Origin of the sequence: Allobosea sp. RAF48 (genome assembly GCF_052114025.1) — a bacterium.
Lineage (GTDB): Bacteria > Pseudomonadota > Alphaproteobacteria > Rhizobiales > Beijerinckiaceae > Allobosea.
On sequence record NZ_JBFRDZ010000002.1, the window covers coordinates 531942 to 554386 of the forward strand.

20 protein-coding genes are annotated in these 22445 nt (G+C 67.0%); 8 read left to right on the top strand and 12 right to left on the bottom strand.

Annotated elements, in window-relative coordinates; genetic code table 11:
* Window positions 1-6 precede the first annotated feature (6 nt).
* Window positions 7-783, top strand: a complete 777-nt coding sequence (locus AB4Z10_RS05855; protein WP_441469434.1) for a hypothetical protein — start codon at window positions 7-9, stop codon at window positions 781-783.
* 167 nt (window positions 784-950) lie between these two features.
* Here AB4Z10_RS05855 and obgE read toward each other — a convergent pair whose 3' ends face one another.
* Both obgE and AB4Z10_RS05865 read right to left on the bottom strand, forming a co-directional pair.
* Window positions 951-1994 carry a GTPase ObgE gene (obgE, locus tag AB4Z10_RS05860; protein ID WP_441469435.1) on the bottom strand — a complete coding sequence of 348 codons (1044 nt, stop codon included), beginning with the start codon at window positions 1992-1994 and terminating at the stop codon, window positions 951-953.
* A 200-nt stretch (window positions 1995-2194) separates the two neighbouring features.
* Window positions 2195-3061 (bottom strand): LysR family transcriptional regulator, encoded by an 867-nt coding sequence (locus tag AB4Z10_RS05865; RefSeq protein ID WP_441469436.1) that lies wholly within the window; start codon window positions 3059-3061, stop codon window positions 2195-2197.
* A 166-nt stretch (window positions 3062-3227) separates the two neighbouring features.
* Between AB4Z10_RS05865 and AB4Z10_RS05870 the strand changes: the two genes are divergently transcribed.
* Window positions 3228-4130: a DMT family transporter gene (locus AB4Z10_RS05870; protein WP_441469437.1), complete on the top strand. Its 903-nt coding sequence runs from the start codon at window positions 3228-3230 to the stop codon at window positions 4128-4130.
* A 9-nt stretch (window positions 4131-4139) separates the two neighbouring features.
* Here AB4Z10_RS05870 and AB4Z10_RS05875 read toward each other — a convergent pair whose 3' ends face one another.
* Window positions 4140-4712 (bottom strand): dihydrofolate reductase family protein, encoded by a 573-nt coding sequence (locus AB4Z10_RS05875; protein ID WP_441469438.1) that lies wholly within the window; start codon window positions 4710-4712, stop codon window positions 4140-4142.
* A gap of 100 nt (window positions 4713-4812) precedes the next feature.
* Here AB4Z10_RS05875 and AB4Z10_RS05880 point away from each other — a divergent pair, with 100 nt between their 5' ends.
* The 3 genes from AB4Z10_RS05880 to AB4Z10_RS05890 all read left to right on the top strand — a co-directional run bounded on the left by AB4Z10_RS05880 (window position 4813) and on the right by AB4Z10_RS05890 (window position 7192).
* The gene (locus AB4Z10_RS05880; protein ID WP_441469439.1) at window positions 4813-5316 is read left to right on the top strand and encodes a winged helix-turn-helix transcriptional regulator; all 504 of its coding nucleotides are present in this window, start codon (window positions 4813-4815) and stop codon (window positions 5314-5316) included.
* Window positions 5317-5390: 74 nt separating this feature from the next.
* Window positions 5391-6527, top strand: a complete 1137-nt coding sequence (locus AB4Z10_RS05885; protein WP_441469440.1) for a hypothetical protein — start codon at window positions 5391-5393, stop codon at window positions 6525-6527.
* Window positions 6524-7192: a hypothetical protein gene (locus AB4Z10_RS05890; RefSeq protein WP_441469441.1), complete on the top strand. Its 669-nt coding sequence runs from the start codon at window positions 6524-6526 to the stop codon at window positions 7190-7192. Before AB4Z10_RS05885 ends, AB4Z10_RS05890 begins: the two co-directional genes overlap by 4 nt.
* Window positions 7193-7202: 10 nt before the next feature.
* Here AB4Z10_RS05890 and AB4Z10_RS05895 read toward each other — a convergent pair whose 3' ends face one another.
* The 3 genes from AB4Z10_RS05895 to AB4Z10_RS05905 form a co-directional block, all read right to left on the bottom strand.
* On the bottom strand, window positions 7203-10424 hold the full coding sequence (locus AB4Z10_RS05895) for an efflux RND transporter permease subunit (protein ID WP_441469442.1): 3222 nt from the start codon (window positions 10422-10424) through the stop codon (window positions 7203-7205).
* An 11-nt stretch (window positions 10425-10435) separates the two neighbouring features.
* Window positions 10436-11623 (bottom strand): efflux RND transporter periplasmic adaptor subunit, encoded by a 1188-nt coding sequence (locus AB4Z10_RS05900; protein WP_441469443.1) that lies wholly within the window; start codon window positions 11621-11623, stop codon window positions 10436-10438.
* Window positions 11624-11688: 65 nt separating this feature from the next.
* A complete protein-coding gene (locus AB4Z10_RS05905; RefSeq protein ID WP_441469444.1) occupies window positions 11689-12327 on the bottom strand; it encodes a TetR/AcrR family transcriptional regulator in 639 nt (212 codons plus the stop codon).
* Window positions 12328-12574: 247 nt separating this feature from the next.
* Here AB4Z10_RS05905 and AB4Z10_RS05910 point away from each other — a divergent pair, with 247 nt between their 5' ends.
* Both AB4Z10_RS05910 and AB4Z10_RS05915 read left to right on the top strand, forming a co-directional pair.
* Complete coding sequence (locus AB4Z10_RS05910; RefSeq protein WP_441469445.1) at window positions 12575-13378, top strand: glutamine amidotransferase; 804 nt, start codon at window positions 12575-12577, stop codon at window positions 13376-13378.
* Window positions 13375-14616: an NAD(P)/FAD-dependent oxidoreductase gene (locus tag AB4Z10_RS05915; protein ID WP_441469446.1), complete on the top strand. Its 1242-nt coding sequence runs from the start codon at window positions 13375-13377 to the stop codon at window positions 14614-14616. Before AB4Z10_RS05910 ends, AB4Z10_RS05915 begins: the two co-directional genes overlap by 4 nt.
* 253 nt (window positions 14617-14869) lie before the next feature.
* Here AB4Z10_RS05915 and AB4Z10_RS05920 read toward each other — a convergent pair whose 3' ends face one another.
* The 6 genes from AB4Z10_RS05920 to AB4Z10_RS05945 all read right to left on the bottom strand — a co-directional run bounded on the left by AB4Z10_RS05920 (window position 14870) and on the right by AB4Z10_RS05945 (window position 21422).
* Complete coding sequence (locus tag AB4Z10_RS05920; protein ID WP_441469447.1) at window positions 14870-15667, bottom strand: succinate dehydrogenase iron-sulfur subunit; 798 nt, start codon at window positions 15665-15667, stop codon at window positions 14870-14872.
* A 10-nt stretch (window positions 15668-15677) separates the two neighbouring features.
* Window positions 15678-17510, bottom strand: coding sequence for a succinate dehydrogenase flavoprotein subunit (gene sdhA, locus AB4Z10_RS05925; RefSeq protein WP_441469448.1), 1833 nt, complete (start codon window positions 17508-17510; stop codon window positions 15678-15680).
* A 4-nt stretch (window positions 17511-17514) separates the two neighbouring features.
* A complete protein-coding gene (sdhD, locus tag AB4Z10_RS05930) occupies window positions 17515-17907 on the bottom strand; it encodes a succinate dehydrogenase, hydrophobic membrane anchor protein (RefSeq protein ID WP_441469449.1) in 393 nt (130 codons plus the stop codon).
* Between the two features lie 10 nt (window positions 17908-17917).
* Window positions 17918-18319 (bottom strand): succinate dehydrogenase, cytochrome b556 subunit, encoded by a 402-nt coding sequence (gene sdhC, locus AB4Z10_RS05935; protein ID WP_441469450.1) that lies wholly within the window; start codon window positions 18317-18319, stop codon window positions 17918-17920.
* Window positions 18320-18471: 152 nt separating this feature from the next.
* A complete protein-coding gene (locus AB4Z10_RS05940) occupies window positions 18472-19533 on the bottom strand; it encodes a MaoC family dehydratase (RefSeq protein WP_441469451.1) in 1062 nt (353 codons plus the stop codon).
* Window positions 19534-19709: 176 nt separating this feature from the next.
* Window positions 19710-21422, bottom strand: a complete 1713-nt coding sequence (locus AB4Z10_RS05945; protein ID WP_441469452.1) for a serine/threonine dehydratase — start codon at window positions 21420-21422, stop codon at window positions 19710-19712.
* A gap of 91 nt (window positions 21423-21513) precedes the next feature.
* Between AB4Z10_RS05945 and AB4Z10_RS05950 the strand changes: the two genes are divergently transcribed.
* Window positions 21514-22389, top strand: a complete 876-nt coding sequence (locus AB4Z10_RS05950) for an HpcH/HpaI aldolase/citrate lyase family protein (RefSeq protein WP_441469453.1) — start codon at window positions 21514-21516, stop codon at window positions 22387-22389.
* Window positions 22390-22445 lie beyond the last annotated feature (56 nt).

The window sequence follows — 22445 nt, forward strand, 5'->3', positions numbered from 1 at the left end:
ATAGCCATGCTGGCGGAACTGGCCCTGCGGTTGGCGACCCCGGCCTCGCGCATGACCCGCCGGCTCGGCCTTGTCGACGAAAGCGTCGCGCTCTGGTCGCGCGGCCTGCGCCAGCGCCGGGCCTGGGCCGCGCATCACGCCCGCTGCCGGGACATCGTCGCGCAGGCCGTCACCGAGCTGCCGGAGCGACGGACTGCCGTCATTCTGGGCTCAGGGCTGCTGCGCGACGTCCCGCTCGGCCTGCTCGCCGCCAATTTCGAGCGCGTGCTGCTGGTCGATGCCGTACACCTCCCGCAGGTCCGGCTCCGCATGCGCCTGCGCCGCAACGTCGCATTGCTCACCCGCGACCTCACGGGAGTCATGGGTTGGCTCGCCGGCGAGAGCGGCGGCCGGAGCGATCCGCTCGCCGACTTCATCGCCGATCCGGCGGTCGATCTGGTCGTATCCGCCAACCTGCTCTCGCAGCTCGCCTGGCCGATCGAGGACTGGCTCGCGGACAATCCGGCTGAAGCTGCGAAGCTGCCGACTGATCTCGCGGCACGCTGCGTCGCCTGGCATCTCGACGATCTCCGCCGTTTCCACGGTCGCGTGATCCTGCTCAGCGATGTCGGGATGATCGAGCGCGACCGCGGAGGCACGATCAGCGACCGGCTCGACCTGATGCGCGGCGTCGAGTTGCCCCCGCCGGACGAGGGCTGGGACTGGCCGGTCGCGCCCTTCGGCGAAGCGGCACGCAACCGCGAGAGCATTCACCGCGTCGGCGCTTGGCGCGACTTCCGCTAGCGCAGCGCCGTCATTAGGCGTTCCGAGGACGGACTCATGAATACGTGGTCATCCGAGGCTTGCCCCGCGATCCTTCCGCGAGCGCCGGAGCCTTGTGATGGATCCGGATCGACGCCGCTGACGCGGTTTGTCCGGGAGGGCGCGGCGGCTCCGTGAGAATTCCGGCCTCAGGGGCGCCAGCCGGTCTCCGTCGCCGGAGCGTTCTCGCGCTCCTCTTCACGCCGGGCTTCCTCGACCACGGCGAAGAGCGCTCTGAGCGCCGCATCGACGCCCTCGCCCGAGGCGGAGGAGAGGATGATCGGCATGCGCTTCGCCGCCCGCTTCAGCCGCGCCACCTGTTCCTTCAGGACTTCCGGCGTCAGCGCATCGACCTTGGAGAGCGCGACGATCTCCGGCTTGTCGGCCAGCCCCTCGCCATAGGCCTCCAGCTCCTCCCGCACCGTCTTGTAGGCCTTGCCGGCATGCTCGCTGGTGCCCTCGACCAGATGCAGCAACACGCGGCAGCGCTCGATATGGCCGAGGAAGCGGTCGCCGAGGCCGTGGCCTTCATGCGCGCCCTCGATCAGCCCGGGAATATCGGCCAGCACCATCTCGCGCCCGTCGACGCGCACGACGCCGAGGCCGGGATGCAACGTGGTGAAGGGATAATCCGCGATCTTGGGCTTCGCCGCCGTGACGGTGGCGAGGAAGGTCGACTTGCCGGCATTGGGCAGGCCGACGAGCCCGGCATCGGCGATCAGCTTCAGCCGGAGCCAGACCCAACGCTCCTCGCCCGGCAGGCCGGGGTTGGCATGGCGTGGCGCCTGGTTGGTCGCGGTCTTGAAGTAGGCGTTGCCGAAGCCGCCATTGCCGCCCTTGCACAGCACGAAGCGCTGACCGGGCTCGGTCAGGTCGGCGACCTTGGTCTCGCCGTCCTCGTCGAGGATCTCCGTGCCCGGCGGCACCTTCAGCACGATCGCCGGCGAATTGGCGCCGTGGCGATCCTTGCCCATGCCATGCTCGCCGGTGCGGGCCTTGAAGTGCTGCTGGAAGCGGAAATCGATCAGCGTGTTCAGCCCCTGCACGCATTCGACGACGATGTCGCCGCCGCGCCCGCCGTCGCCGCCGTTAGGCCCGCCGAACTCGATGAACTTTTCGCGGCGGAAGGAGACGCAGCCCGCGCCGCCGTCACCCGCCTTCACATAGATCTTGGCCTGGTCGAGGAATTTCATGGGACTCGGGATCTTGTCAGAACAAATACGGGCGTCATCCCGGACAAGCGGCGAAGCCGCGCCGATCCGGGATCCATCATCGAACGAAACGCTCTGGCATGGATACCGGGTCTCCGCATCGCTGCGCCCGGGATGACGCCTGAGGGAAATTGGTTGCCTTGGCTTTAGGCCGATGTGCTGCGATGGGCAATGGCACCTTCCTAAGCCGCGTGCCTCAAAAGGCTCATTTCCTCGCGAAGGGCGTCGGCGAAGCGCCGCGCGGCGAGATCGGGACGTGGCGCCATGATCAGCCCGACGGTGAGCTCGAAAAGCGGCGGCAGGCCTTCTGCCGGGCCGATCCGGCGCAGTGAAGGCGGCACCGCGCTCTCGGTGATCGCCGCCACGCAGAAGCCTGCCTCCACCGCCGACAGCACGCCGGAGGTGTGCGAGCAGGAGAAGACCAGTCGATGCGCCTTGCCGGCCGTGTTGAGCGCAGCGAGGATGCGCGGCCGCGCCCGGCAGCCTTCCGCGAAGAGCGCGAGCGGCAGCATCTCCTGCAGCTCCGGCCGATGCCCGCGCGCCGCCACCCAGACCAGCGGTTCACGGCGCAGCACCTCGCCCATCGGCTTGTTGGGATCCTGCGTGACCACGGCCAGGTCGAACTCGCCGGCCAGCAGCGCCGGCTCGATGCGCTTCGACAGGTCGCAGCGCACTTCGAGCTCCACCTTCGGATGTTCGGCGGCGAAGCGCGCGATCAGCGGCCGCAGATAAGCGTCCATGTAGTCATCGGGAATGCCGATGCGCAGCCGGCCGGATGGCGTGTCGCCGGCCAGATCGGCGAGCGCCTCACGCTCGACCGCGAGCAGGCGCCGCGCATGGGCGATCAGCCGCTCGCCGGCATCGGTCGGCGTGACGCCGCGGCGCGAGCGCTCGAGCAGCTTGTGGCCGAGCTGGCTCTCCAGATCCTGGATGCGGACCGAAATCGCCGATTGCGTCCGGCCGAGCCGCGCGCTCGCAGCAGTGAAGCCCCCGGTCTCCGCCACCGCCACCAGCATGCCGAGCGCGGCAAGGTCGAAATGAACGGTCATGACGTGCCTCCTTGGAACGCGCAGCATCGATCGATTTTAAGAATGGTTAAATCAGAATAATCCGTTTTTCCGATGCAAGGAAGCGTCCTATATCGGCGCCTGAACGAGGCTGAGCCCGCCGTGCCATCGCGACCGGAGCTGGCCTCACCATCCGTCAGAAAACACCATGTCCGCTCCTGCGATTCCCGTCCGGCCCGCATCGCCCGCCCTCGCGATGTTCATTGCGCTGCTCGCCGGCGCGACCTTCATCGGCTTCTCCGGCATCTTCGTGCGCCTCGCCGATGTCGGCCCCGCCGCCGCCGGCTTCTGGCGCATGCTCTTCGCTTTGCCCGTCCTCGCCGCCTGGACGGCGCTGGAGCAGCGCAAGCCGGCAGGTGGCAAGGTTCGCAGCGGCGCCTTCGGTGCGGTCGCGCTGGCCGGGCTGACCTTCGGCATCGACGTCACGCTCTATAATGCCGCGCTCGGCCACACCACGATCGCCAACGCCTCGCTGCTCGGCAATCTCGCGCCGGTCGGCGTCGTGCTCGGCGGCTGGCTGCTGCTCGGCGACCGCCCCTCGCGGCGCATTCTCGGCGCGCTGATGCTGGCGATCGCCGGCGCGCTCCTGCTCGTCCTGCCGAAATTCACCGGCGGGGCGCAGGTCTCGGGCAATCTGCTCGGAGACAGCCTCGCGGTCGGGGCCGCGATGTCCTATGCCGCCTATATCCTGGCAGTGCGCCGCGCCCGTGACCGGGCCGATGCCGGCTATGTCAGCCTCATCTCCAGCATGGTCTGCGCCGTGTTCTGCCTCGTAGCCGCGCTGGCATTCGGCGAGCAGATCATCCCGGGGAGCCTGCAGGGCTGGCTCGCCGTCGCCGCGCTCGGCCTCGTCTCCCACGCGCTCGGCCAGGGGCTGATCACGCTCTCGCTCGGCAGCTACGGCGCCAGCGCCGCTTCGCTCGTCATGGTCTGGCCGGCGCTGGTCAGCGTCCTCGCCGCCTGGGCGCTCTTCGGCGAGCAGCCGACCCCGGTGCAGGCCTTCGGCGGCGTCGCCATTCTCGCCGCCGTGCTGATGGTCCGGCGTGGCTGAACCACAGGGCTACACCCCAGCCGGCCCGGCCTTCACAGCGTAATGCAGGATCACGGTCCCGTTCTCCAGCGGGCGGGCCGCGAGCAGAGCGAATCTACGCTTCTCCGTGCCCGTCTTGAACAAGGGCGTGCCCTGCCCGATCGTGACCGGCGCGACTGCCAGCATGATCTCGTCGACCAGCCCCGCCGCCAGCAGGGCCTCGGTCAGCTCCGCGCTGCCGAAGACATAGATGTCCTTCTCCGACGCGGCCTTGCGGCTGATGATCTCGCCGGCGATGTCCGCCGTGACGGTGGTGTTGTTCCAGTCCGAGCCAGTGAGACTGCGCGAGGCGACGAGTTTCGGCAGGGCGTTCATGAAGGCCTTGGTCTCGCCCTCCTCCTCCTGGGTCGTCGTCCAATAGGCCTTCATCCCCTCATAGGTGACGCGGCCGAAGACGAGCAGGCCGGCCTTGCGTCCGAACTCGCTGCTGAGCGCGCTCAGCTCATCGCCCCAGGCGTCGTTGTGAAAGCTGAGGTCCCACTTCTCCTTGCCTTCGAAGAATCCGTCCAGCGTCATCAGATTCCAGACGATCACCTTGGCCATCTCACTCTCCTGCCATGTACGCGCCAAACCAGTTCTGAATTGCAATCGGTTGATGGTTAGCCAAACCGATTTTATATCGCAAGCAGTCTTGGAGGCGAGCATGCGCGAGACCGGCCGTTCGGGCTGTCCGATCAATCTGACGCTGGAAATCCTGGGCGATCGCTGGAGCCTGATCGTCCTGCGCGACGTGATGTTCGGCAATCGCCGGCATTTCCGCGAGCTCATGGCGAAATCCGACGAGGGCATCGCCTCCAACATCCTCGCCGACAGGCTGAAGCGCCTGGTCCAGAACGGATTGCTGTCCCGACGCGATGACGCCAGCCACAAGCAGAAGGCGATCTACAGCCTGACAGAGATGGGCATCGCCCTCGTCCCCGTCTTCGCCGCGATGGGCGACTGGGGCCGCCGTTTCCTGCCGGTCACGGAAGAACTCTCGATCCGCGCCGAGATCCTGGCCGACGGAGGGGCACTGCTCTGGGAGCGCTTCATGGAAGAGCTCCGCTTCCTCCACCTCGGCGCCCCCCGGCCGGAGCAATCCGTGCTGGACGAGCTGACGCAGGCTTATCGGGACGCGCTGGCGCGGCGACAAGCCGTGCCGGGCTGAGACCGTCAAGCGACGGCAAACTTATCCCCGGCGGCCAAAGCTGCCGGACACTGGGGCTCCTCCAGGAGCCCGCCATGCCAATCCGACATCAGCCCTCTTATCCGAGCCGCGAGCTTCGCGCGCTCCGCCTGCGCCTGCTGTGCTTGCGCCATGAACTCGGCCTGATCCGCCACGAGCACCGGTACCGCAAGTACAATCCGAACCAGGCGCGCGTCCCTGCCGGCGGCCCCGGAGGCGGGCAATGGACCAGCGGTGGAGGGGGTGGCGGCGGCTCCGATGGCGGAAACCCGGATTCTCCCGAGGGCGCATCGCTCGGCGAAGACAGCGGCTGGTCCTCGCTCGGCGAGAGCTGGAATGAAGACGGCTCCGTCTTCGAGCAAACCGTCACGGACGGCGCGGGCACCACGATCCAGTCGGAATATGCTGCCTCGCGCACCGCCGGCTTCGACGAACGCCAGACCGTCACTTTGCCCGGCGGCGACAAGATCAGCTTCGAGACGACGGACCGCACACAGACGATCCGCGACGGCGGCCCCGATGGCGATCTCGTCGCCCGCACGGTCTGGACGCAGTCCGGACCCGAACCCGATGCGACGGTGCAGCCGGCCTATTCGAAGCGCGACGCCATCCAAACCATCATCAGCGGCGGCGCGGCCCTCTTCAACTGGCAGTCGCCGTACAACAGCGGCGACGGCCAACAGACTATCATGGGCTTCAACGCCCGCGACTATCGGCCGGGAGAAAGCACCAGCGGCAAAGTCGAGCTCAGCTATTGTGGCCGCGTCAGCAATGAACAGGCCGAACTAGCTTGCCGGCGTTTGCCGGATGTCCAGGAAATGGCTGACCGAGCGGCGAATGCCGCCGGCTCTCCCGAGCTATACCCCTCGCGCGCAATTTATGGCAGTGTAGTCCATGGCCATTTTAGCAGATATATGAAAGATCGCTACGATCCTTACTTTAAGGCAGAGCAGTCATTTATCAAAGAGAACGAAGAAGGGGCAGTGGAAAGCGCAGTTCGTTACGGTTATCCGGGCTCGATCCGCGTGGATGCTTATGAATATCGCCAAGACGGCACCCTCTGTGTCTATGATCTGAAAACTGGCAACGCCGGATTGTCTGACCGGCGGGCCGAAATTCTTGCCAACGCAGCCAAGATGGGTTTCGGCCCCGTTAGACGCATTCTCGTCATAGAGGTGAGGCCCAGCGGATGACGACGAAGAAGCAGATCAGGAAGCTTCTGGATACGGTGGCAGCGCGCCATGACGATCTCATCGTCAGAGGCCCCTTCCTGGTCTTGGCACCTCTGAGACATGTCCTTCGCTCAATCTCTATCGACCGAAGCTCGGATGCCAATCACCCGAGCTTCTATTGGCACATCGGCCACGCCTTCAATCCTTTCGGATCGCTCCAAGGGCTGTGCTGCGACATTTTCTGGCTACCCAAGGGTGGCCCACGCTTCTGGTCCGACGCCGGCTTCACCGAGGCTTTCGTCGAGACCGTCGAGCAGCGCATCCTGCCGATGCTGCGCCGCGTGCAGACGATCGATGACATGTTCCATGTCGAAGGCGAACCGCGCTCCTATCAATACGACAACTGGCTGAATAACTACGAACCTTACCAGCTCCACATGCATGCTGCGTTTGGACGTCTCGATCAGGCCGCCACCGTCGCTGAGAAGATCAAGAATTGGCATCTTGCGAAGAATTGGCGGCAGCCGGAATTCATATATGCAAATCAGCTCGGCGCTCTTGTTGCGGCTGGAGATCGCAAGGCGGTCATAGCGTTGCTGCATGAGTGGGAGGAAGACTTCGTGCGAAGGAAGGACCTCCTCTCCATCTACGAACGCACGCCCTTCCCGCTCGAACTCCAGCCGTAATCCTGACGCCTCACTCCGCCGCCAGCCGCGGCGCGGACGGCTTCGACATCGCTTCCGCGGTCGCGATCGCAGGCGCGGCATGTTCCTCGATCGGCTCCCACTGGCTTTCGTCCTCGGCCTTGCCGAAGAAGCGGCCGAAGAGCCAGCCCGTCGCCCGCGAGAGATCGTCCATCACCATGTAGAAGGACGGCACGAAGATGAGCGACAGTACCGTCGACACGATCAGCCCGCCGATCACCGCGATCGCCATCGGGGCGCGGAACTCGCCGCCATCGCCGACGCCATAGGCCGAGGGCAGCATGCCCGCCGCCATGGCGATGGTCGTCATCAGGATCGGCCGCGCCCGCTTGCGCCCGGCCTCGATCACCGCCGTCATCCGGTCCTTGCCGCGCCCGACCTCCTCGACCGCGAAATCGACCAGCATGATCGCGTTCTTGGTGACGATGCCCATCAGCATCAGCAGGCCGATATAGACCGGCATCGAGACGGCGTTGTTCGTGGCGAGCAGCGCGATCACCACGCCGCCGAAGGAGAGCGGCAGCGAGAGCAGGATCGTGATCGGCTGGAAGACCGAACCGAACAGCAGGATCAGCACCGCCAGGACCAGCATCAGGCCCGTCGTCATCGCGGTCACGAAGCCCTGGACGACCTCGCCCTGGATCTCGGCGTCGCCGGTTGCCGCGACCCAGACTCCATCAGGCAGGCCGACTTCCTCGACGATGTCGTGGAATTTGTCCTGCGCCGTGCCGAGCTCGAAGCCGCGCTTGAGATCGGCGCCGATCTGGGCCCGGCGGACGCGGTCGTAGCGGTCGATCGAACTCGGCCCCTCGCCGAAGCCGATATCGGCCACGGCCGTGAGCGGGATCGAGACGCCGCTCGTATTGGTCACGCGCAGCGCCGCGATGTTGCGCATATCGGTGCGCGCGGCTTCGTCGAGCTGGACGCGGATCGGCACCAGCCGGTCGCCGGCATTGAACTTGGCAAGGTTGGCGCCGACATCGCCGATGGTGGCGACACGCACGGCCTCCGAGATCGCTTCGGGCGTGACCCCGAGATTGGCGGCCTCCTCCAGCTTCGGCGTGACGCGCAGCTCGGGGCGGCTGAGCGAACCTGCCGTCGCGACGTTGAGATAGCCGTCGACCTGGCGCATCCGCGCCTCGATCTTCGCAACGGCGGCATCGAGCGCCTCACCGTTCTTCGACAGGATCGAGAAGGCCATCTCGCGCTCGCCGCGCTCGTTGACATACCAGGCGCGAACATCCGGCACACTGGCGAGCTTCTCGGCGATGGTGACCTTGAGCTCCTTCTGCTTGATGTCGCGCTCGGCCTTCGGCTTGAGCAGGATGAAGACCGCGGCGCGGCGCACCTCGCGCTGGCCGGTCGGCGACGCCCCGCCCAGCACGAAGACGTCGCGCACCTCGGGAATCGTCTTCAGCGCGTCGACGAGCTTGTCGGTGGTGACCCGCGTGTCGTCCAGCGTCGACCCCGGCGGCAGCTCGACCGAGGCGACGACACGGGAGGTGTCCTCGTCCGGAATGAAGCCCGTCGGCAGCATCTGCGTCGCCTGGATCGAGCCGACCAGGAACATGAAGCCGACCAGCAGCGTCGCATAGGCCGTGTTGAACGGCATGGTCCGCCAGCGCCCGGTGCCGTCGAAGCGCGGGAAGAACGGGATGCGCCGCTTCTTCAGCGTGCCCTTCAGCAGGCCGACATAGGCGCCCATGATCCGCCCGTCCTTCGGATCGGCATGATCGACCGGCTTCATCAGATAGGCCGCCATCATCGGCGTGATCAGCCGCGCGACGAGCAGCGAGAACAGCACGGCGACCGCGACCGTCAGCCCGAACTGGCGGAAATACTGGCCGGCGACGCCACCCATGAAAGAGACCGGTGCGAAGATCGCGACGATGGTCAGCGTGATCGCGATGACCGCGAGGCCGATCTCGTCGGCAGCTTCCATCGCGGCGCGATAGGGCGATTTGCCCATCTTCATGTGCCGGACGATGTTCTCGATCTCGACGATGGCGTCGTCGACCAGGATGCCGGTCACCAGCGTGATGCCCAGCAGGCTGACGAGATTGAGCGAGAAGCCCATCAGCTCCATCGCCCAGAAAGTGGGTATGGCAGAGAGCGGCAATGCAACCGCCGTGATCAGCGTCGCGCGCCAGTTACGCAGGAACAGGAAGACGACGATGACGGCGAGCGCAGCGCCCTCCAGCAGCGTTTCCATCGCCGCCTTGTAGTTGCCGTAGGTATAGGCGACGGCGTCGTCGATCGGCGTGATCTTGATGTCGGGGAAGCGCTTGTTCAGCTCGGCGACGCGCTGCGCCACGACATCCTTGACCGAGAGCTCGCTCGACCCCTTGGAACGAAACACGGCGAAGGTCACGACCGGGCTCTTGTTCAGCCTGCCAAAGGCGCGCGGCTCGGAATTGGAATCCTCGACGCGGCCGAGCTCCTTCAGGCGCACCTCGCGCCCGCCGGTCAGCATGATCTTGGTCTCGGCCAGATCGGCGACGCTGCGGGCGCTCGCCAGCGTGCGGATCGCCTGCTCCTGCCCGCCGACCTCGCCGCGACCACCAGCCAGATCGACATTGGTGGCACGGATCTGGCGGTTGACCTCGCCGGCAGTGATGCCGAGCGCCAGCAGCCGGTCAGGGTCGAGCGAAATGCGGATCTCGCGATCGACGCCGCCATAGCGCTCGACGCGGCCGACGCCCTTCAGCCCCTGCAACTCGCGCGCGACGATATCGTCGACATGCCAGGAGAGCTGCTCCAGCGTCATGCCGGCCGAGGCCGCGCCATAGGTCAGGATCGACTGCCCCTCGACATCGATGCGCTGGATGATCGGCTCGTCGATCGTCCGCGGCAGGTCGGCCCTGATCTCGGCAATGGCGTCCTTGACGTCGTTGACGGCGCGGTCGGTGTTGGTTTCGAGCCGGAACTCGATGATGGTCGAGGACTGCCCGTCGGTCAGCGTCGACATGACATGCTTCACGCCGGTGATGTTGGCGACGGAATCCTCGACACGCTTGCTGACCTGGCTCTCGAGCTCGGCCGGCGCCGCTCCGGACTGGGTCACGGTGACGGAGACGAGCGGTACGTCGATGTTCGGAAAGCGCGTGACCGGCAGCTTCGAGAAGGCGAGCAGCCCGAGCACGCAGAGCACGACGAAGAGCAGGATCGCCGGAACCGGCTGTCGGATCGACCAGGCGGAGAAATTCACGTTCATGGCCGCATCCGTCAGTTGGTCGCGACGGGCGTCACGAGGTCGCCGTCGCGCACGAAGGTGCCTGCGCGCGCCACCGCGGTCTCGCCTTCCGAAAGGCCGGTGGCGATCTCGGCGCGACCGCCGCCGGCGAGGCCGAGCGTGACCGGCTTGGTCGTGACCCGGCCATCCCTGACGGTCTGCACCGTCGCGCCCGAGCGGCTATAGGTGATAGCCGAAAGGGGCAGGGTCACGGCGCGCTTGCGGCCGGTCTCGATGGTGCCGCGCGCAAAGGCGCCGATCGCGACCGCCGGATTACCGTCGAGCGCGACGCGGACACGGCCCAGGCGCGAGGCCTTGTCCACCTCCGGCGAGATCAGCCGAATCGTGCCGGCGAGCGCGTTCTTGGCTCCGGCGGGCAGGACCGAAACCGACTGCCCGACCTTAAGGCCCGGCAGCTCGACCTCGGCGACCTGCGCTTCCAGTTCGATCGCGCCGTCGGCGATGATGCGGAACAGCGGCTCGGTGGTCGGCAGCATGCTCGCCGTCGCGCCGAGCTTGGCGTTCCGGCGGCTGACGATGCCGGCAGCCGGCGCCTTGATCTCGGTGCGGGCGAGCTTGACATCGATATCCTTGCCCTGCGCCTGGGCGAGCGCGAGGTCGGCCGTCGCGATCGCCAGCAGCTGCCGGGCCGCATTGGCGCGCGCCTGGCCGGAGCGCGCGGCGGCGGCACGCTGGTCGAACGTCTCCATGCTGGCATTGCCGCTCTCGCGCAGCGCCTTGGTGCGGTCGAAGGCGTTGTTGGCCTGGACCAGATTGGCGTCGGTCTCCGCGATCTGAGCATTGGCTTGCGCGACAGCAGCCTCGGCACGGGCGATCTGCGCGTCGTTCTGGACCTTCTGCACCTCGAGCGTCGTCCGGCTCAGCCGCGCGAGCACCTGGCCTCGCGCGACCCTGTCGCCTTCCTCCGCCAGAAGCTGGACGATCGACAGCCCGTCGACCTCGGGGGCGACCAGAACCTCGTCGCGTGCGACCATCGAACCGGAAACGACGACGCTCTGGACGATCTCGGTCAGCTCGGCCTTGGTCACGGTGACCGACGGCCCGGCGGCCGGCGCCGTGTGCGCCGGAGTCTGCGCGACGACCGGCAGCGGCGCCACCAGCAGTGCCGCGGCAAGCGCCAGAGGGGCTGCCACGCGCGGGACGGGCATGCGAACGGTCATCGGAAGCGATCCTGTTGCGGCCTTGAGGCCGGAGAAAAAGTGAGAGGGCCCGGCAGAAGCAGATGTCATGGCTGCGTCCCCGTTTCAGGCAGGAGCATGGTCCGCGCGAGCTGGCGCATGCTCGCGAAGAGCGTGTCCGCGGCGGCGGCATCGTCGAAATTCGGGTCCATCGCCCGCCGACAGAAATAGCCGTCGGCCATCATCGAGATCGCCAGAAGGAAGCGGTGCTCGTCCAGCTGAGGCGGCAATTCGCCATTGCGCTTGGCCTCGCCGATCGCAGCCGCCAGCCCCTCGATCACGGTGCCATCGATATCGGCGCACATGCGCGCCATCTCGGGATTGCGCGCGGCCTCGGCCCAGATCTGCACGGCGATCACGGCTTTCTCCCGCGGCTGGCGGACCAGATGCTTGCGGCCGAGCTCTTCGAGCTGGTCGAGCAGCGAGCCGTTATCGGGACAAAGGCTGCCGAAATCCTCCGCGATCAGGCTGCGGTCCCGCTCGGACATGCCGGCGATGATCGCGTCCTTGGAGCTGAAGTAGCGGTAGAGATTGCCTGGGCTCATGGCCGCCTCGGCCGCGACATCCTGCATCGTCGCCGCATGGAAGCCGGCGCGCGCGAAGACGCGCTCGGCCGCATCGAGGATGCGGATATGGCGCTCCGACAGGGCGGAAGCGGACTGCGACGCGGAAACCAGCGGTGGCATCAGAACTCGATACAATGAGAATGAACGTTCATTCTCATCCCAGATCAGCAGGCCGACGTCAAGCGGGACACCTCCGTCGCCTGCCTGATCCGGCATGATCGAAGAAGCTTGCCGGATCATTGCAGCGCTTCCGGCTCACAAATTGCTTGCTTCGTCCCGACTGGAACCTCATGCTGAAGGGCGATCTGTCATGGCTTTGCGCGCTTTCCCCTCGCCTTCCGGTGCGCGAGCGATTTTGAAGCCCGTGATGAACGACCACGCCTTCGCCCTCCGCGCCGCCCGCAGAACGCGCTCCCCCCTCGCCACCCGGCCGAGCCGCCCCGCACCCAAGCCGGTGCTCGTCGTGCTGCATCAGGAGCATTCGACCTCCGGCCGCGTCGGCCGGCTGCTGCAGGCACGCGGGCACGCGCTCGACATCCGCAAGCCGCGCTTCGGCGACCCGCTGCCGCAGACCATGCGTGGCCATGCGGGCGCCGTGATCTTCGGCGGCCCGATGGGCGCCAACGATCCCGAAGACTTCATCAAGGCCGAGATCGACTGGATCGGCACCTGCCTGAACGAGAATGCCCCCTTCCTCGGCATCTGCCTCGGCGCGCAAATGCTGGCGAAGCAGATGGGCGCGCGCGTCTATACTCATGGGCAGGGGCGGGCCGAGGTCGGCTATTATCCGCTTGCCGTGACCGAGGCCGGCGCCGCACATGCCGACGCCGCGCAATTCGTCTGGCCGGGCACGGTCTATCAATGGCACCGCGACGGCTTCGATTGCCCGACCGGTGCCGAATGTCTCGCCACGGGCGGGGATTTCCCCGTGCAGGCCATTCGCGCGGGTTCGAAGGCCTATGGCATCCAGTTCCATCCCGAGGTGACGCCGGCGATGATGTATCGCTGGTCGGTGCGCGGCCATGAGCGCACGCTGATGCCCGGAGCCCAGCTCGGCCATACGCACCTGCCGGGCTGGTTTCAGCATGACCCGGCGGTCAGGCTCTGGCTCGACGCATTTCTCGATCACTGGCTGGAGGAGCCGGCCGCAGCCGGCCTGCAACGCACTTGACCCGCACAGCTCTTGTTCTCGGCGCCGGCATGGTCGGCGTCTCCTGCGCGCTTGCCCTGCAGAAGCGCGGCATCGCCGTTACGCTCATCGACCGTAAGGAGCCGGGGCGCGAGACCTCCTATGGCAATGCTGGGGTGCTCGCGAGTTCCTCGATCCTGCCGCTCAACAACCCCTCGCTCTATGCGAAGATCACGGATTATCTCGGCAATCGCCACCCCGCGCTCAATCTGAGCTGGCGCCGCGCCCTCGCCCGGCCAGGCTGGCTGCTGCGCTTCCTCTGGGAGGCCCGCCCCTCCCAGGCAGCCGCCCGCATCGCCGCGCTCGCATCGCTCACGGCCAGCACGGTCGAGCGTCATCGTGCCCTGATGACTGAGGCCGGCGTCGCCCATCGCCTGCGCGAGACCGGTACGCTCAAGCTCTGGCGCACCGACGCTGGCCACGCAGCGGCCCAGGCCGAGCATGATTTCCTGAAGCGCCACGGCATCAAGTCGCAGATCCTCGACCGGCAGGGCCTCTCCGCCGTCGAGCCGAGCCTGAACCCGATCTTCCCGGTCGCTCTGCTGATCCCCTGCGTCGGCTCGGTCGATTCCCCCGGCGCCGTCACCGCGGCCTACGCCTCCCTCTTCGCCGGCCGTGGCGGGCGCATCGTGCAGGCCGCGGTCACCGGTCTCGCCCGCCAAGGCGCCGGCTGGCGCGCGAACACGGCGCAGGGCAGCTTCGATGCCGACATCGCGGTGGTCGCGCTCGGCCCCTGGAGCGGCGATCTGCTGAAGCCGCTGGGACTCGACCCCTGGCTCGATGTCGAGCGCGGCTATCACCGCCATCTCAAGCCGGGTGCCGGCACCCGGCTGTCGCGGCCGGTCTACGATGTCGACGGCGCCTACTACCTGGCGCCGATGGAGCAGGGCTTTCGCGTCACCAGCGGCGTCGATCTCTCGTTCCGCGATGCCCCGGACGACCACCGTCAGATCGACAGCGCGACAGTCGCGGCGCGCGAGGCCTTTCCGCTCGGCGAGATCGTCGGCGAGACCTGGCGCGGGGCGCGGCCGACCTTGCCGGATTCCTTACCGATGATCGGCCCCGCGCCGCGCAGTCCCGGTCTCTGGCTCGCCTTCGGCAACCAGCATATCGGCTTCTCGACCGGCCCGATCACCGGCGAGATCATCGCCGCCATGGTCTGCGGCGAGCCGCCCCCGGCCGATCCGAAGCCGTTCAGGCCAGAGCGCTATGTTCGCTGATCGTCATTGCGAGCGCAGCGAAGCAATCCAGAAAGGCTCACTCGACGGCTGCTGGATTGCTTCGCTGCGCTCGCAATGACGGGAATGTCGGTTCCAACATCACAATGACGCCGTGGCGAGCCGAGCGCGAATGCGCGGGCGTGAGTCGGCTGGCGTGACGGCCAAGAACCGGAGCGGAGCGGACTTCTGTCCGTGAGCACCGGAAACGCAGGCCGTCGCATCAGACGGCCGCGCCAGTAGTATTCGCGCCGGATCAGACCTGGCGCGCGACCATCATCTTCTTCACTTCCGCGATCGCCTTGGCGGGGTTGAGCCCCTTCGGGCAGGCATTCGCGCAGTTCATGATGGTGTGGCAGCGATAAAGCCGGAAGGGGTCTTCCAGATTGTCGAGCCGCTCGCCGGTCGCCTCGTCGCGCGAGTCGATCAGCCAGCGATAGGCCTGCAGCAGCGCGGCCGGGCCGAGATAGCGGTCGCCGTTCCACCAATAGCTCGGGCAGGAGGTCGAGCAGCAGGCGCAGAGGATGCACTCGTAGAGACCGTCGAGCTTCTCGCGGTCGTCCTTGGCCTGGCGCCACTCCTTCTCGGGGGCCGGCGTCGTCGTCTTCAGCCAGGGTTCGATCGAGGCATGCTGGGCATAGAAGCGGGTGAGGTCCGGGACGAGGTCCTTGACCACCGGCATATGCGGCAGCGGATAGATCGCGACCTTGCCCACGTTCTTGCCGGTGCCGCCGCACTCGTCGATGCCGGTGGTGCAGGCCAGCCCGTTCTTGCCGTCCATGTTCATGGCGCAGGAGCCGCAGATGCCCTCGCGGCAGGAGCGCCGGAAGGTCAGCGTCGGATCGACCTTGTTCTTGATCCAGATCAGCGCGTCCAGGACCATCGGCCCGCAATCGTCGCGGTCGACATAATAGGTGTCGGTGCGCGGATTGGCGGTGTCGTCCGGGTTCCAGCGATAGATCTTGAACTCTGTGACGTTCTTGGCGCCGGCCGGCTTCGGCCAGGCCTTGCCCTCGGTCAGGCGGGAGTTCTTCGGGAGATTGAATTCGGCCATCGGATCGTCCTCAGTACACCCGCGCCTTGGGCTTGATGTACTCGATGTCGTTGGACATCGTGTACGTGTGCACCGGCCGGTCGTCGAGGGTGACCGTGCGCTTCTCGTCGTCGATCCAGGACAGGGTGTGCTTCATCCAGTCCTTGTCGTCACGGTTCGGATAGTCCTCGCGCGCATGGGCGCCGCGGCTTTCCGGACGGTTCAGCGCCGAGTCCATGGTGACGACCGCCTGGGTGATCAGGTTGTCGAATTCCAGCGTCTCGATCAGGTCGGAGTTCCAGATCAGCGAGCGATCCTTGGTGCCGACATCGGTGATGCCGCCCCAGACCTCGTGGATAAGCTTGTGGCCCTCTTCCAGCGTCTCGCCGGTGCGGTAGACGGCGCAGTTGTCCTGCATCGTCCGCTGCATCCGGTCGCGCAGCACCGCGGTCGGCGTGGCGCCCGAGGCGTTGCGGTACTTGTCGAGGCGGGTGAGCGCGAGGTCGGAGGAGCCCTTCGGCAGCTCCGGCTGCTTCTCGCCGGCCGTGACCGTCTCGGCGCAGCGCAGTCCCGCCGCGCGGCCGAAGACGACGAGGTCGATCAGCGAGTTGGAGCCGAGGCGGTTGGCGCCATGCACCGAGACGCAGGCCGCCTCGCCCAGCGCCATCAGGCCGGGAACGACCGTATCCGGATCGCCGCCGACCTTGGTCAGCACCTCGCCGTGATAGTTCGTCGGGATGCCGCCCATGTTGTAGTGGACGGTCGGCAGCACCGGGATCGGCTCGCGGGTGACGTCGACGCCGGCGAAGATCTTGGCGCTCTCCGAGATGCCCGGCAGGCGCTCGTGCAGGATCTTCGGATCGAGATGGTCGAGGTGCAGGTAGATGTGATCCTTGTTCTTGCCGACGCCGCGGCCAGCCCGGATCTCCATCGTCATCGAGCGCGAGACGACGTCGCGCGAGGCGAGGTCCTTGGCCGAGGGGGCATAGCGCTCCATGAAGCGCTCGCCCTCCGAGTTGGTGAGATAGCCGCCCTCGCCGCGCGCGCCCTCGGTGATCAGGCAGCCGGAACCGTAGATGCCGGTCGGATGGAACTGCACGAACTCCATGTCCTGCAGCGGCAGGCCGGCGCGCAGCACCATGCCGCCGCCGTCGCCGGTGCAGGTATGGGCCGAGGTCGCCGAGAAATAGGCGCGGCCATAACCGCCGGTCGCCAGGATGGTCTGCTGCGAGCGGAAGCGGTGCAGCGTACCGTCATCGAGCTTGAGCGCGATCACGCCCCGGCAATGGCCGTCTTCGTCCATGATCAGGTCGATGGCGAAGTACTCGATGAAGAACTCGGTGTTGTAGCGCAGCGCCTGGCCATAGAGCGTGTGCAGCATGGCGTGGCCGGTGCGGTCAGCGGCGGCGCAGGTGCGCTGGGCCGGCGGGCCCTCGCCGAACTCGGTGGTCATGCCGCCGAAGGGGCGCTGGTAGATGCGGCCGTCTTCGGTGCGCGAGAAGGGCACACCCCAGTGCTCGAGCTCGTAGACGGCGGCCGGCGCGTTGCGCACGAGATATTCGATGGCGTCCTGGTCGCCGAGCCAGTCCGACCCCTTGACGGTGTCGTACATGTGCCACTGCCAGGTGTCCTTGCCCATGTTGCCGAGCGAGGCGGCGACGCCGCCCTGCGCGGCGACGGTGTGCGAGCGGGTCGGGAACACCTTGGTGATGCAGGCCGTGCGCAGGCCGGCCTGCGAGCAGCCGACGGTGGCGCGCAGACCCGCGCCACCGGCGCCGACGACGACGACGTCGAAGGTGTGGTCAGTGATCGGATAGGCGGTGCCGGTATAGGCCGGGACCGGGCGGGACTTGGTGATCGCCATCGGATCAGCCTCCAAAAGACAGCTTCAGCACCGCGTAGACGCTGGCCGCGCCGACAACGATGGCGAAGAAGGTGTTGGCCATCACGGCGAGGATCTTGGGACCCTCGCTGGTGACGTAATCCTCGATAATGACCTGCATGCCGATCCGCATGTGGATGCAGGCCGACAGGATGAAGAGCAGCATCAGGATCGCGACGCAGGGGTTAGACAAAAGCGCGACCGCGGCCGGATAGGGCCGGCCGACCAGCGCGATGACGATACCCACGAAGATTACCGTGAGGATGAGGTTCGAGACCGCAGTAACGCGCTGCAGCCAGAAATGGCCGGTGCCGGACTTGGCGGAACCCAGGCCGCGGACGCGGCCGAGCGGGGTGCGCATCGAGGAATTGGACTGCATGGCGAACTCCTCAGCGCAGGGCCAGCGCGACGATCCAGATCAGGACCGTCAGGCTGACGGAGCCGATCAGCGTGAACTTGGCGAGGTTCATGCGCGTCTGCAGCTCATAGCCCTTGCCCATGTCCCAGACGAAATGCCTGAGACCGCCGAGCATGTGGTGGATCAGCGAGAAGCTGTAGAGGAACAGCACGAGGCGGCCGAGCAAGGAGCCGGCGATGGCCTGCGCCGCGTCGAAGGCGGTCGGGCCGGAAGCGGCGGCAACCAGCCAGGCGGCGATCAGCACCGTGCCGAGATAGAGCCCCGTGCCGGTGACACGATGGGCGACGGACATCGCCATCGTCCAGGACCAGCGATAGATCTGAAGGTGCGGCGAAAGCGGGCGAGCAGCGGGCTTGACCTCGGCCAATATCATTCTCCGATCAAGCGGCCCGCTGAAAGACGGCGGACCCATTTGGGATCATTCTAGAGTGACTGGTTCTCTAACGAAACCGTTCCGGCGCTGCAATGCGGCACGCGCAGAACGAAGTTACAGATTATGAAAATCGTCATTTCGTTACAAAAGGCTTAGCGCGGCATCAGCGCCCAGTAGTCGAAATCGAGAATCACGCTTGGATCATACTGGTCGCCCAGCTTCAACGGGTGGTCGGCGCAGGGCCGGTTCTTGGTCGCGACGAGCCTGAGACGAAGCGCGCCGACATCGCTGCGGCCCGGCAGCTCCGCGCTCGCCAGCACCTCGCTCCAGGCATAGACGGTGTCGCCGGCGAAGAGCGGCGCGACATGCCGCCCGCCATTGATCGCGGCGATGTGGAAAGCGTTGCCGAGCCCGTTGAAGGAGAGAGCCCGGGCCAGGCTGATGACATGGCCGCCATAGATCAGCCGCTTGCCGAACCGGCTGCCTTGGGCCGCATGGGCATCGAAATGCACCCTGGCCGTGTTCTGGTAGAGGCGCGTCGCGAGCTGGTGCTCCGCCTCCTCGACGGTCATGCCGTCGACATGGTCGATCCGTTCGCCGGCCGCGTAGTCGCTCCAGCGGAAGGACGAGCCCGCGAGCGCATCATCATAGGCTGCGAGATCAAGGGGCGGGCAACCCTCGCCGAGCGCTTCCGGCTGGACGGCCTTGGCCAGCTCCGGCACCTGCTCGGCATGGGCCGGCGTGCCCGGCGTGCGCTTGCGCACCAGCACCCAGCGCGCATAGCTCAGCACGATCTCGCCATGCTGGTTGCGGCCGATGGAGCGGACATAGACGATGCCGGCATCGCCCGCAGACGTCTGCTTCAGCCCGATCACCTCCGACGTGGTGGAGAGCGTGTCGCCCGCGAAGACCGGCTTGAGAAAGCGCCCGTCGGCATAGCCGAGATTGGCGACGGCATTGAGCGAAACATCCGGCACGGTCTTGCCGAAGACGATGTGGAAGACCAGCAGATCGTCGACGGGCGCGGCCGGATAGCCGACGGCGCGGGCGAAAGCCTCGGAGGACTGCACTGCGAAGCGCGGACCATAGAGGGCCGTATAGAGCGCAACATCGCCCGCCGTCACCGTGCGCGGCGTCGCATGGACGATGGTGTCCCCGAGGTGGAAATCCTCGAAGAAGCGGCCGGAACTGGTCTTGGGCGCAGAGCCTGACATGCGTCACCTCCTGATCGCGTGCGATTTTGCGCTGCAACGAAGGCGATCGTCCAGCCCCGACGAAAGCACGAGCAGCATGCGCGGGCTTGACGCGAGCGTTTCGTGAAGGAGGCGCGCCCTGCTCCTCAGGAGGTTATCGGGTCACCGCTGCGCGGCGCCCGAGAATGACGCCCCGATCAACCCACGATCGCCGCGAGCTTCGTCAGATCGATATTCGCGCCGCAGACCAGCACGCCGAGCCGCTCGCCCTTCGCGGGCTGGTAGGCGCCGCAGAGCAGCGCTCCCAATGCCGCCGCTCCACCCGGCTCGACCGCCAGGCGGAAATCGCGCCAGAGCACTGCCTGCGCCTCGGTGATCGCCGCATCCGGCACCAGCGCGATATGATCGACGCTGTCCTTCGTCAAGTCGTAGACGAGCTGACCGACATTGCGGGCACCGAGCGAATCGGCGGCGACCGACGCGACCTTCACCTCGACCGGTCCCTTGGCATCGAGGGCGGCCTGCAGGGCGCGCGACCCCTCCGGTTCGACGCCGACGACCTTGACCTTGCTGCCGGCGAACCAGCTCGCGATGCCGGAAATCAGCCCGCCGCCGCCGACCGCGACGAGCACGGTGTCGAGGTCGGGCTCCTGCAGATCCCATTCGCGGCCAAGCGTGCCCTGCCCGGTGATCGTCTCCTTCGCGGCGAAGGGGTGGATCTTCAGCGCGCCGGTCTCGGCGACGAAGCGGTCGCAGGCTGCCTGCGCATCGTCATACTGGGCACCGCCGACCACGACATCGGCGCCAAACCGGCGAATCGCCTCGATCTTGGCCGCGGGCGAAATCTCGGGGACGAAGATCGTCGCCTTCACACCGCGCTTCATCGCCGCATAGGCGACGGCCGCGCCGTGGTTGCCGCCGGAGGCGGCCGAGACGCCCGCCGCCGGCACCGGCAGCGACAGCAGGTTGTTGAAGGCGCCGCGCGTCTTGAACGAGCCGGCATGCTGCAGGCATTCCAGCTTGAGCGAGACATCCGCCTCGGAGCCGAAAGCGCCCGTGCCCAGCCGCATCACCGGGGTAACCCGGGCATGGCCGGCGATGCGCGCCGCCGCTTCCTCGATCATCGGACGGGTGACGGGACGTGCGCTCATGACGATATCCTGTTGAGGCTCGGAGACCGGACGATAGGTCCAGATCGCAATCGGAAGCCCGTGGCTATCGCGTCCCGGCGGATTGGGGAAGGGCTTCCCGTGCCCGGCGGCAATGTGCCGGGCAACCACCAGCGCCGCCAGTGCGTCAAGAAGGTCGTCGCCGGCCGCGCCCCGCGGCGGCCTCGCCGAGACGGCTTCCCGCGCGATCCCCGCCGCCCGTAGCAGGTCGCGTCGTTCGGCCATGCCGGACGGATTGACGACACCCTTGATCTTCTTCGGATGCGTGAGCGGATCGCCTTTCATCGTCCGGAAGGCCAGTTCGGGATGAACCTCGAAAACGCGCTCGCACATCGACGGCTCGGCCCGCAGCAGGACGTCGATCTCCCGGATCTTCGGGAAGAGATGGAAGCCCTGCTTCGACACCTTCCGCGGCGGCTCGGAATGGGCGAGGGCCAGCGCGCAGGCCTGTTCATAATCGCGGGCCTCGACAGCGCAACGCGCGGGGATCGCGAACACGGAGGATTGCCTGTCGCCCAGCAGGGCACGCACCGCTTGCTCCGGCCCGCGTCCGGAACCCTTCACCCGATCCGGCAAGCCGATCGGCATGTCGACCGCGACGATCGCGGGCACGATCTCACCCGCGAACAGATCGGCGAAGTGCGGCACCACCTGGACGAGCGGCGCGGCCCGTCCATCGGCAGAAGCCATGGCGACGATCCAGCCCGCCTTGCAGCCGTCGACCCCGGCCAACCATGCCATGCCCCTCTCCTTCGCCTTTCGCAGAGCTGGTATTGCGCCTGCGTTGCTCTACTGTGCAGTGCAGCACAAGCCGGCCGAGTCAGGAGAGAAGATGACGACGATCCGCCCCCGCCGCAGCGCCCTTTATATGCCGGGCTCGAATGCACGCGCGCTGGAAAAAGCCCGCGAGATCGCAGCCGATGTGCTGATTCTCGATCTTGAGGATGCAGTCGCCCCCGACGCCAAGGCTACCGCGCGCGAGCAGGTCTGCGCCGCGGTGAAGGCCGGCGGCTACGGCCGGCGCGAGTTGGTTATCCGCGTCAATGGTGTCGGAACGCCCTGGTTCGCCGATGATCTGGCTGCCGCCACGGAGGCGCTGCCGCAGGCGATCCTGGTCCCGAAGGTCTCGGCGCCGGAGACCCTGCAGGAGATCGGCGGACAGCTGACCGGCTTGTGGGCCGACCCCGCTATCGCCGTCTGGGCGATGATCGAGACCCCGCTCGCCATCCTCGACGTCGAGCGCATCGCGCGCGCCGCCCGCGACCCCGCGACGCGCCTGTCCTGCTTCGTCATGGGCACCAACGATCTCGCCAAGGAGACACGGGCCCGCTTCGTGCCCGGCCGCGCGCCGATGCTGCCCTGGCTGACGCAGGCCATTCTGGCGGCCCGCGCCCATGGCATCGACATCCTGGACGGGGTCTACAACGACATCAAGGACGAGGCCGGCTTCCGCGCCGAATGCGAGCAGGGGCGCGATCTCGGCTTCGACGGCAGGACACTGATCCATCCCTCGCAGGTCGGCATCGCCAACGCGGTTTTCGCCCCCGACGAGGCCGAGCTGGCACGAGCAAACGCCATCATCGCCGCCTTCGACCTGCCGGAGAACACCGGCAAGGGCGCGATCCAGCTCGACGGCCGCATGGTCGAATTGCTGCACGCCGACATGGCGCGCCGGACGGTCGCGCTGGCGGCAGCGATCGCAGCCTGAAAAGAAAACGGGGCCGCGCATGGCGCAGCCCCGTGAACATCTGGATCGCGGGGCGC

Coding starts and splice junctions, on each gene's coding strand:
- sdhA (WP_441469448.1), bottom strand. CDS start 17,510: ATGGCGATCACCAAGTCCCGCCCGGTCCCGGCCTATACCGGCACCGCC.
- AB4Z10_RS05900 (WP_441469443.1), bottom strand. CDS start 11,623: ATGACCGTTCGCATGCCCGTCCCGCGCGTGGCAGCCCCTCTGGCGCTT.
- AB4Z10_RS05870 (WP_441469437.1), top strand. CDS start 3,228: ATGTCCGCTCCTGCGATTCCCGTCCGGCCCGCATCGCCCGCCCTCGCG.
- AB4Z10_RS05950 (WP_441469453.1), top strand. CDS start 21,514: ATGACGACGATCCGCCCCCGCCGCAGCGCCCTTTATATGCCGGGCTCG.
- AB4Z10_RS05905 (WP_441469444.1), bottom strand. CDS start 12,327: ATGCCACCGCTGGTTTCCGCGTCGCAGTCCGCTTCCGCCCTGTCGGAG.
- AB4Z10_RS05875 (WP_441469438.1), bottom strand. CDS start 4,712: ATGGCCAAGGTGATCGTCTGGAATCTGATGACGCTGGACGGATTCTTC.
- AB4Z10_RS05880 (WP_441469439.1), top strand. CDS start 4,813: ATGCGCGAGACCGGCCGTTCGGGCTGTCCGATCAATCTGACGCTGGAA.
- AB4Z10_RS05865 (WP_441469436.1), bottom strand. CDS start 3,061: ATGACCGTTCATTTCGACCTTGCCGCGCTCGGCATGCTGGTGGCGGTG.
- sdhD (WP_441469449.1), bottom strand. CDS start 17,907: ATGCAGTCCAATTCCTCGATGCGCACCCCGCTCGGCCGCGTCCGCGGC.
- obgE (WP_441469435.1), bottom strand. CDS start 1,994: ATGAAATTCCTCGACCAGGCCAAGATCTATGTGAAGGCGGGTGACGGC.
- sdhC (WP_441469450.1), bottom strand. CDS start 18,319: ATGATATTGGCCGAGGTCAAGCCCGCTGCTCGCCCGCTTTCGCCGCAC.
- AB4Z10_RS05885 (WP_441469440.1), top strand. CDS start 5,391: ATGCCAATCCGACATCAGCCCTCTTATCCGAGCCGCGAGCTTCGCGCG.
- AB4Z10_RS05855 (WP_441469434.1), top strand. CDS start 7: ATGCTGGCGGAACTGGCCCTGCGGTTGGCGACCCCGGCCTCGCGCATG.
- AB4Z10_RS05940 (WP_441469451.1), bottom strand. CDS start 19,533: ATGTCAGGCTCTGCGCCCAAGACCAGTTCCGGCCGCTTCTTCGAGGAT.
- AB4Z10_RS05945 (WP_441469452.1), bottom strand. CDS start 21,422: ATGGCATGGTTGGCCGGGGTCGACGGCTGCAAGGCGGGCTGGATCGTC.
- AB4Z10_RS05895 (WP_441469442.1), bottom strand. CDS start 10,424: ATGAACGTGAATTTCTCCGCCTGGTCGATCCGACAGCCGGTTCCGGCG.
- AB4Z10_RS05910 (WP_441469445.1), top strand. CDS start 12,575: ATGAACGACCACGCCTTCGCCCTCCGCGCCGCCCGCAGAACGCGCTCC.
- AB4Z10_RS05890 (WP_441469441.1), top strand. CDS start 6,524: ATGACGACGAAGAAGCAGATCAGGAAGCTTCTGGATACGGTGGCAGCG.
- AB4Z10_RS05920 (WP_441469447.1), bottom strand. CDS start 15,667: ATGGCCGAATTCAATCTCCCGAAGAACTCCCGCCTGACCGAGGGCAAG.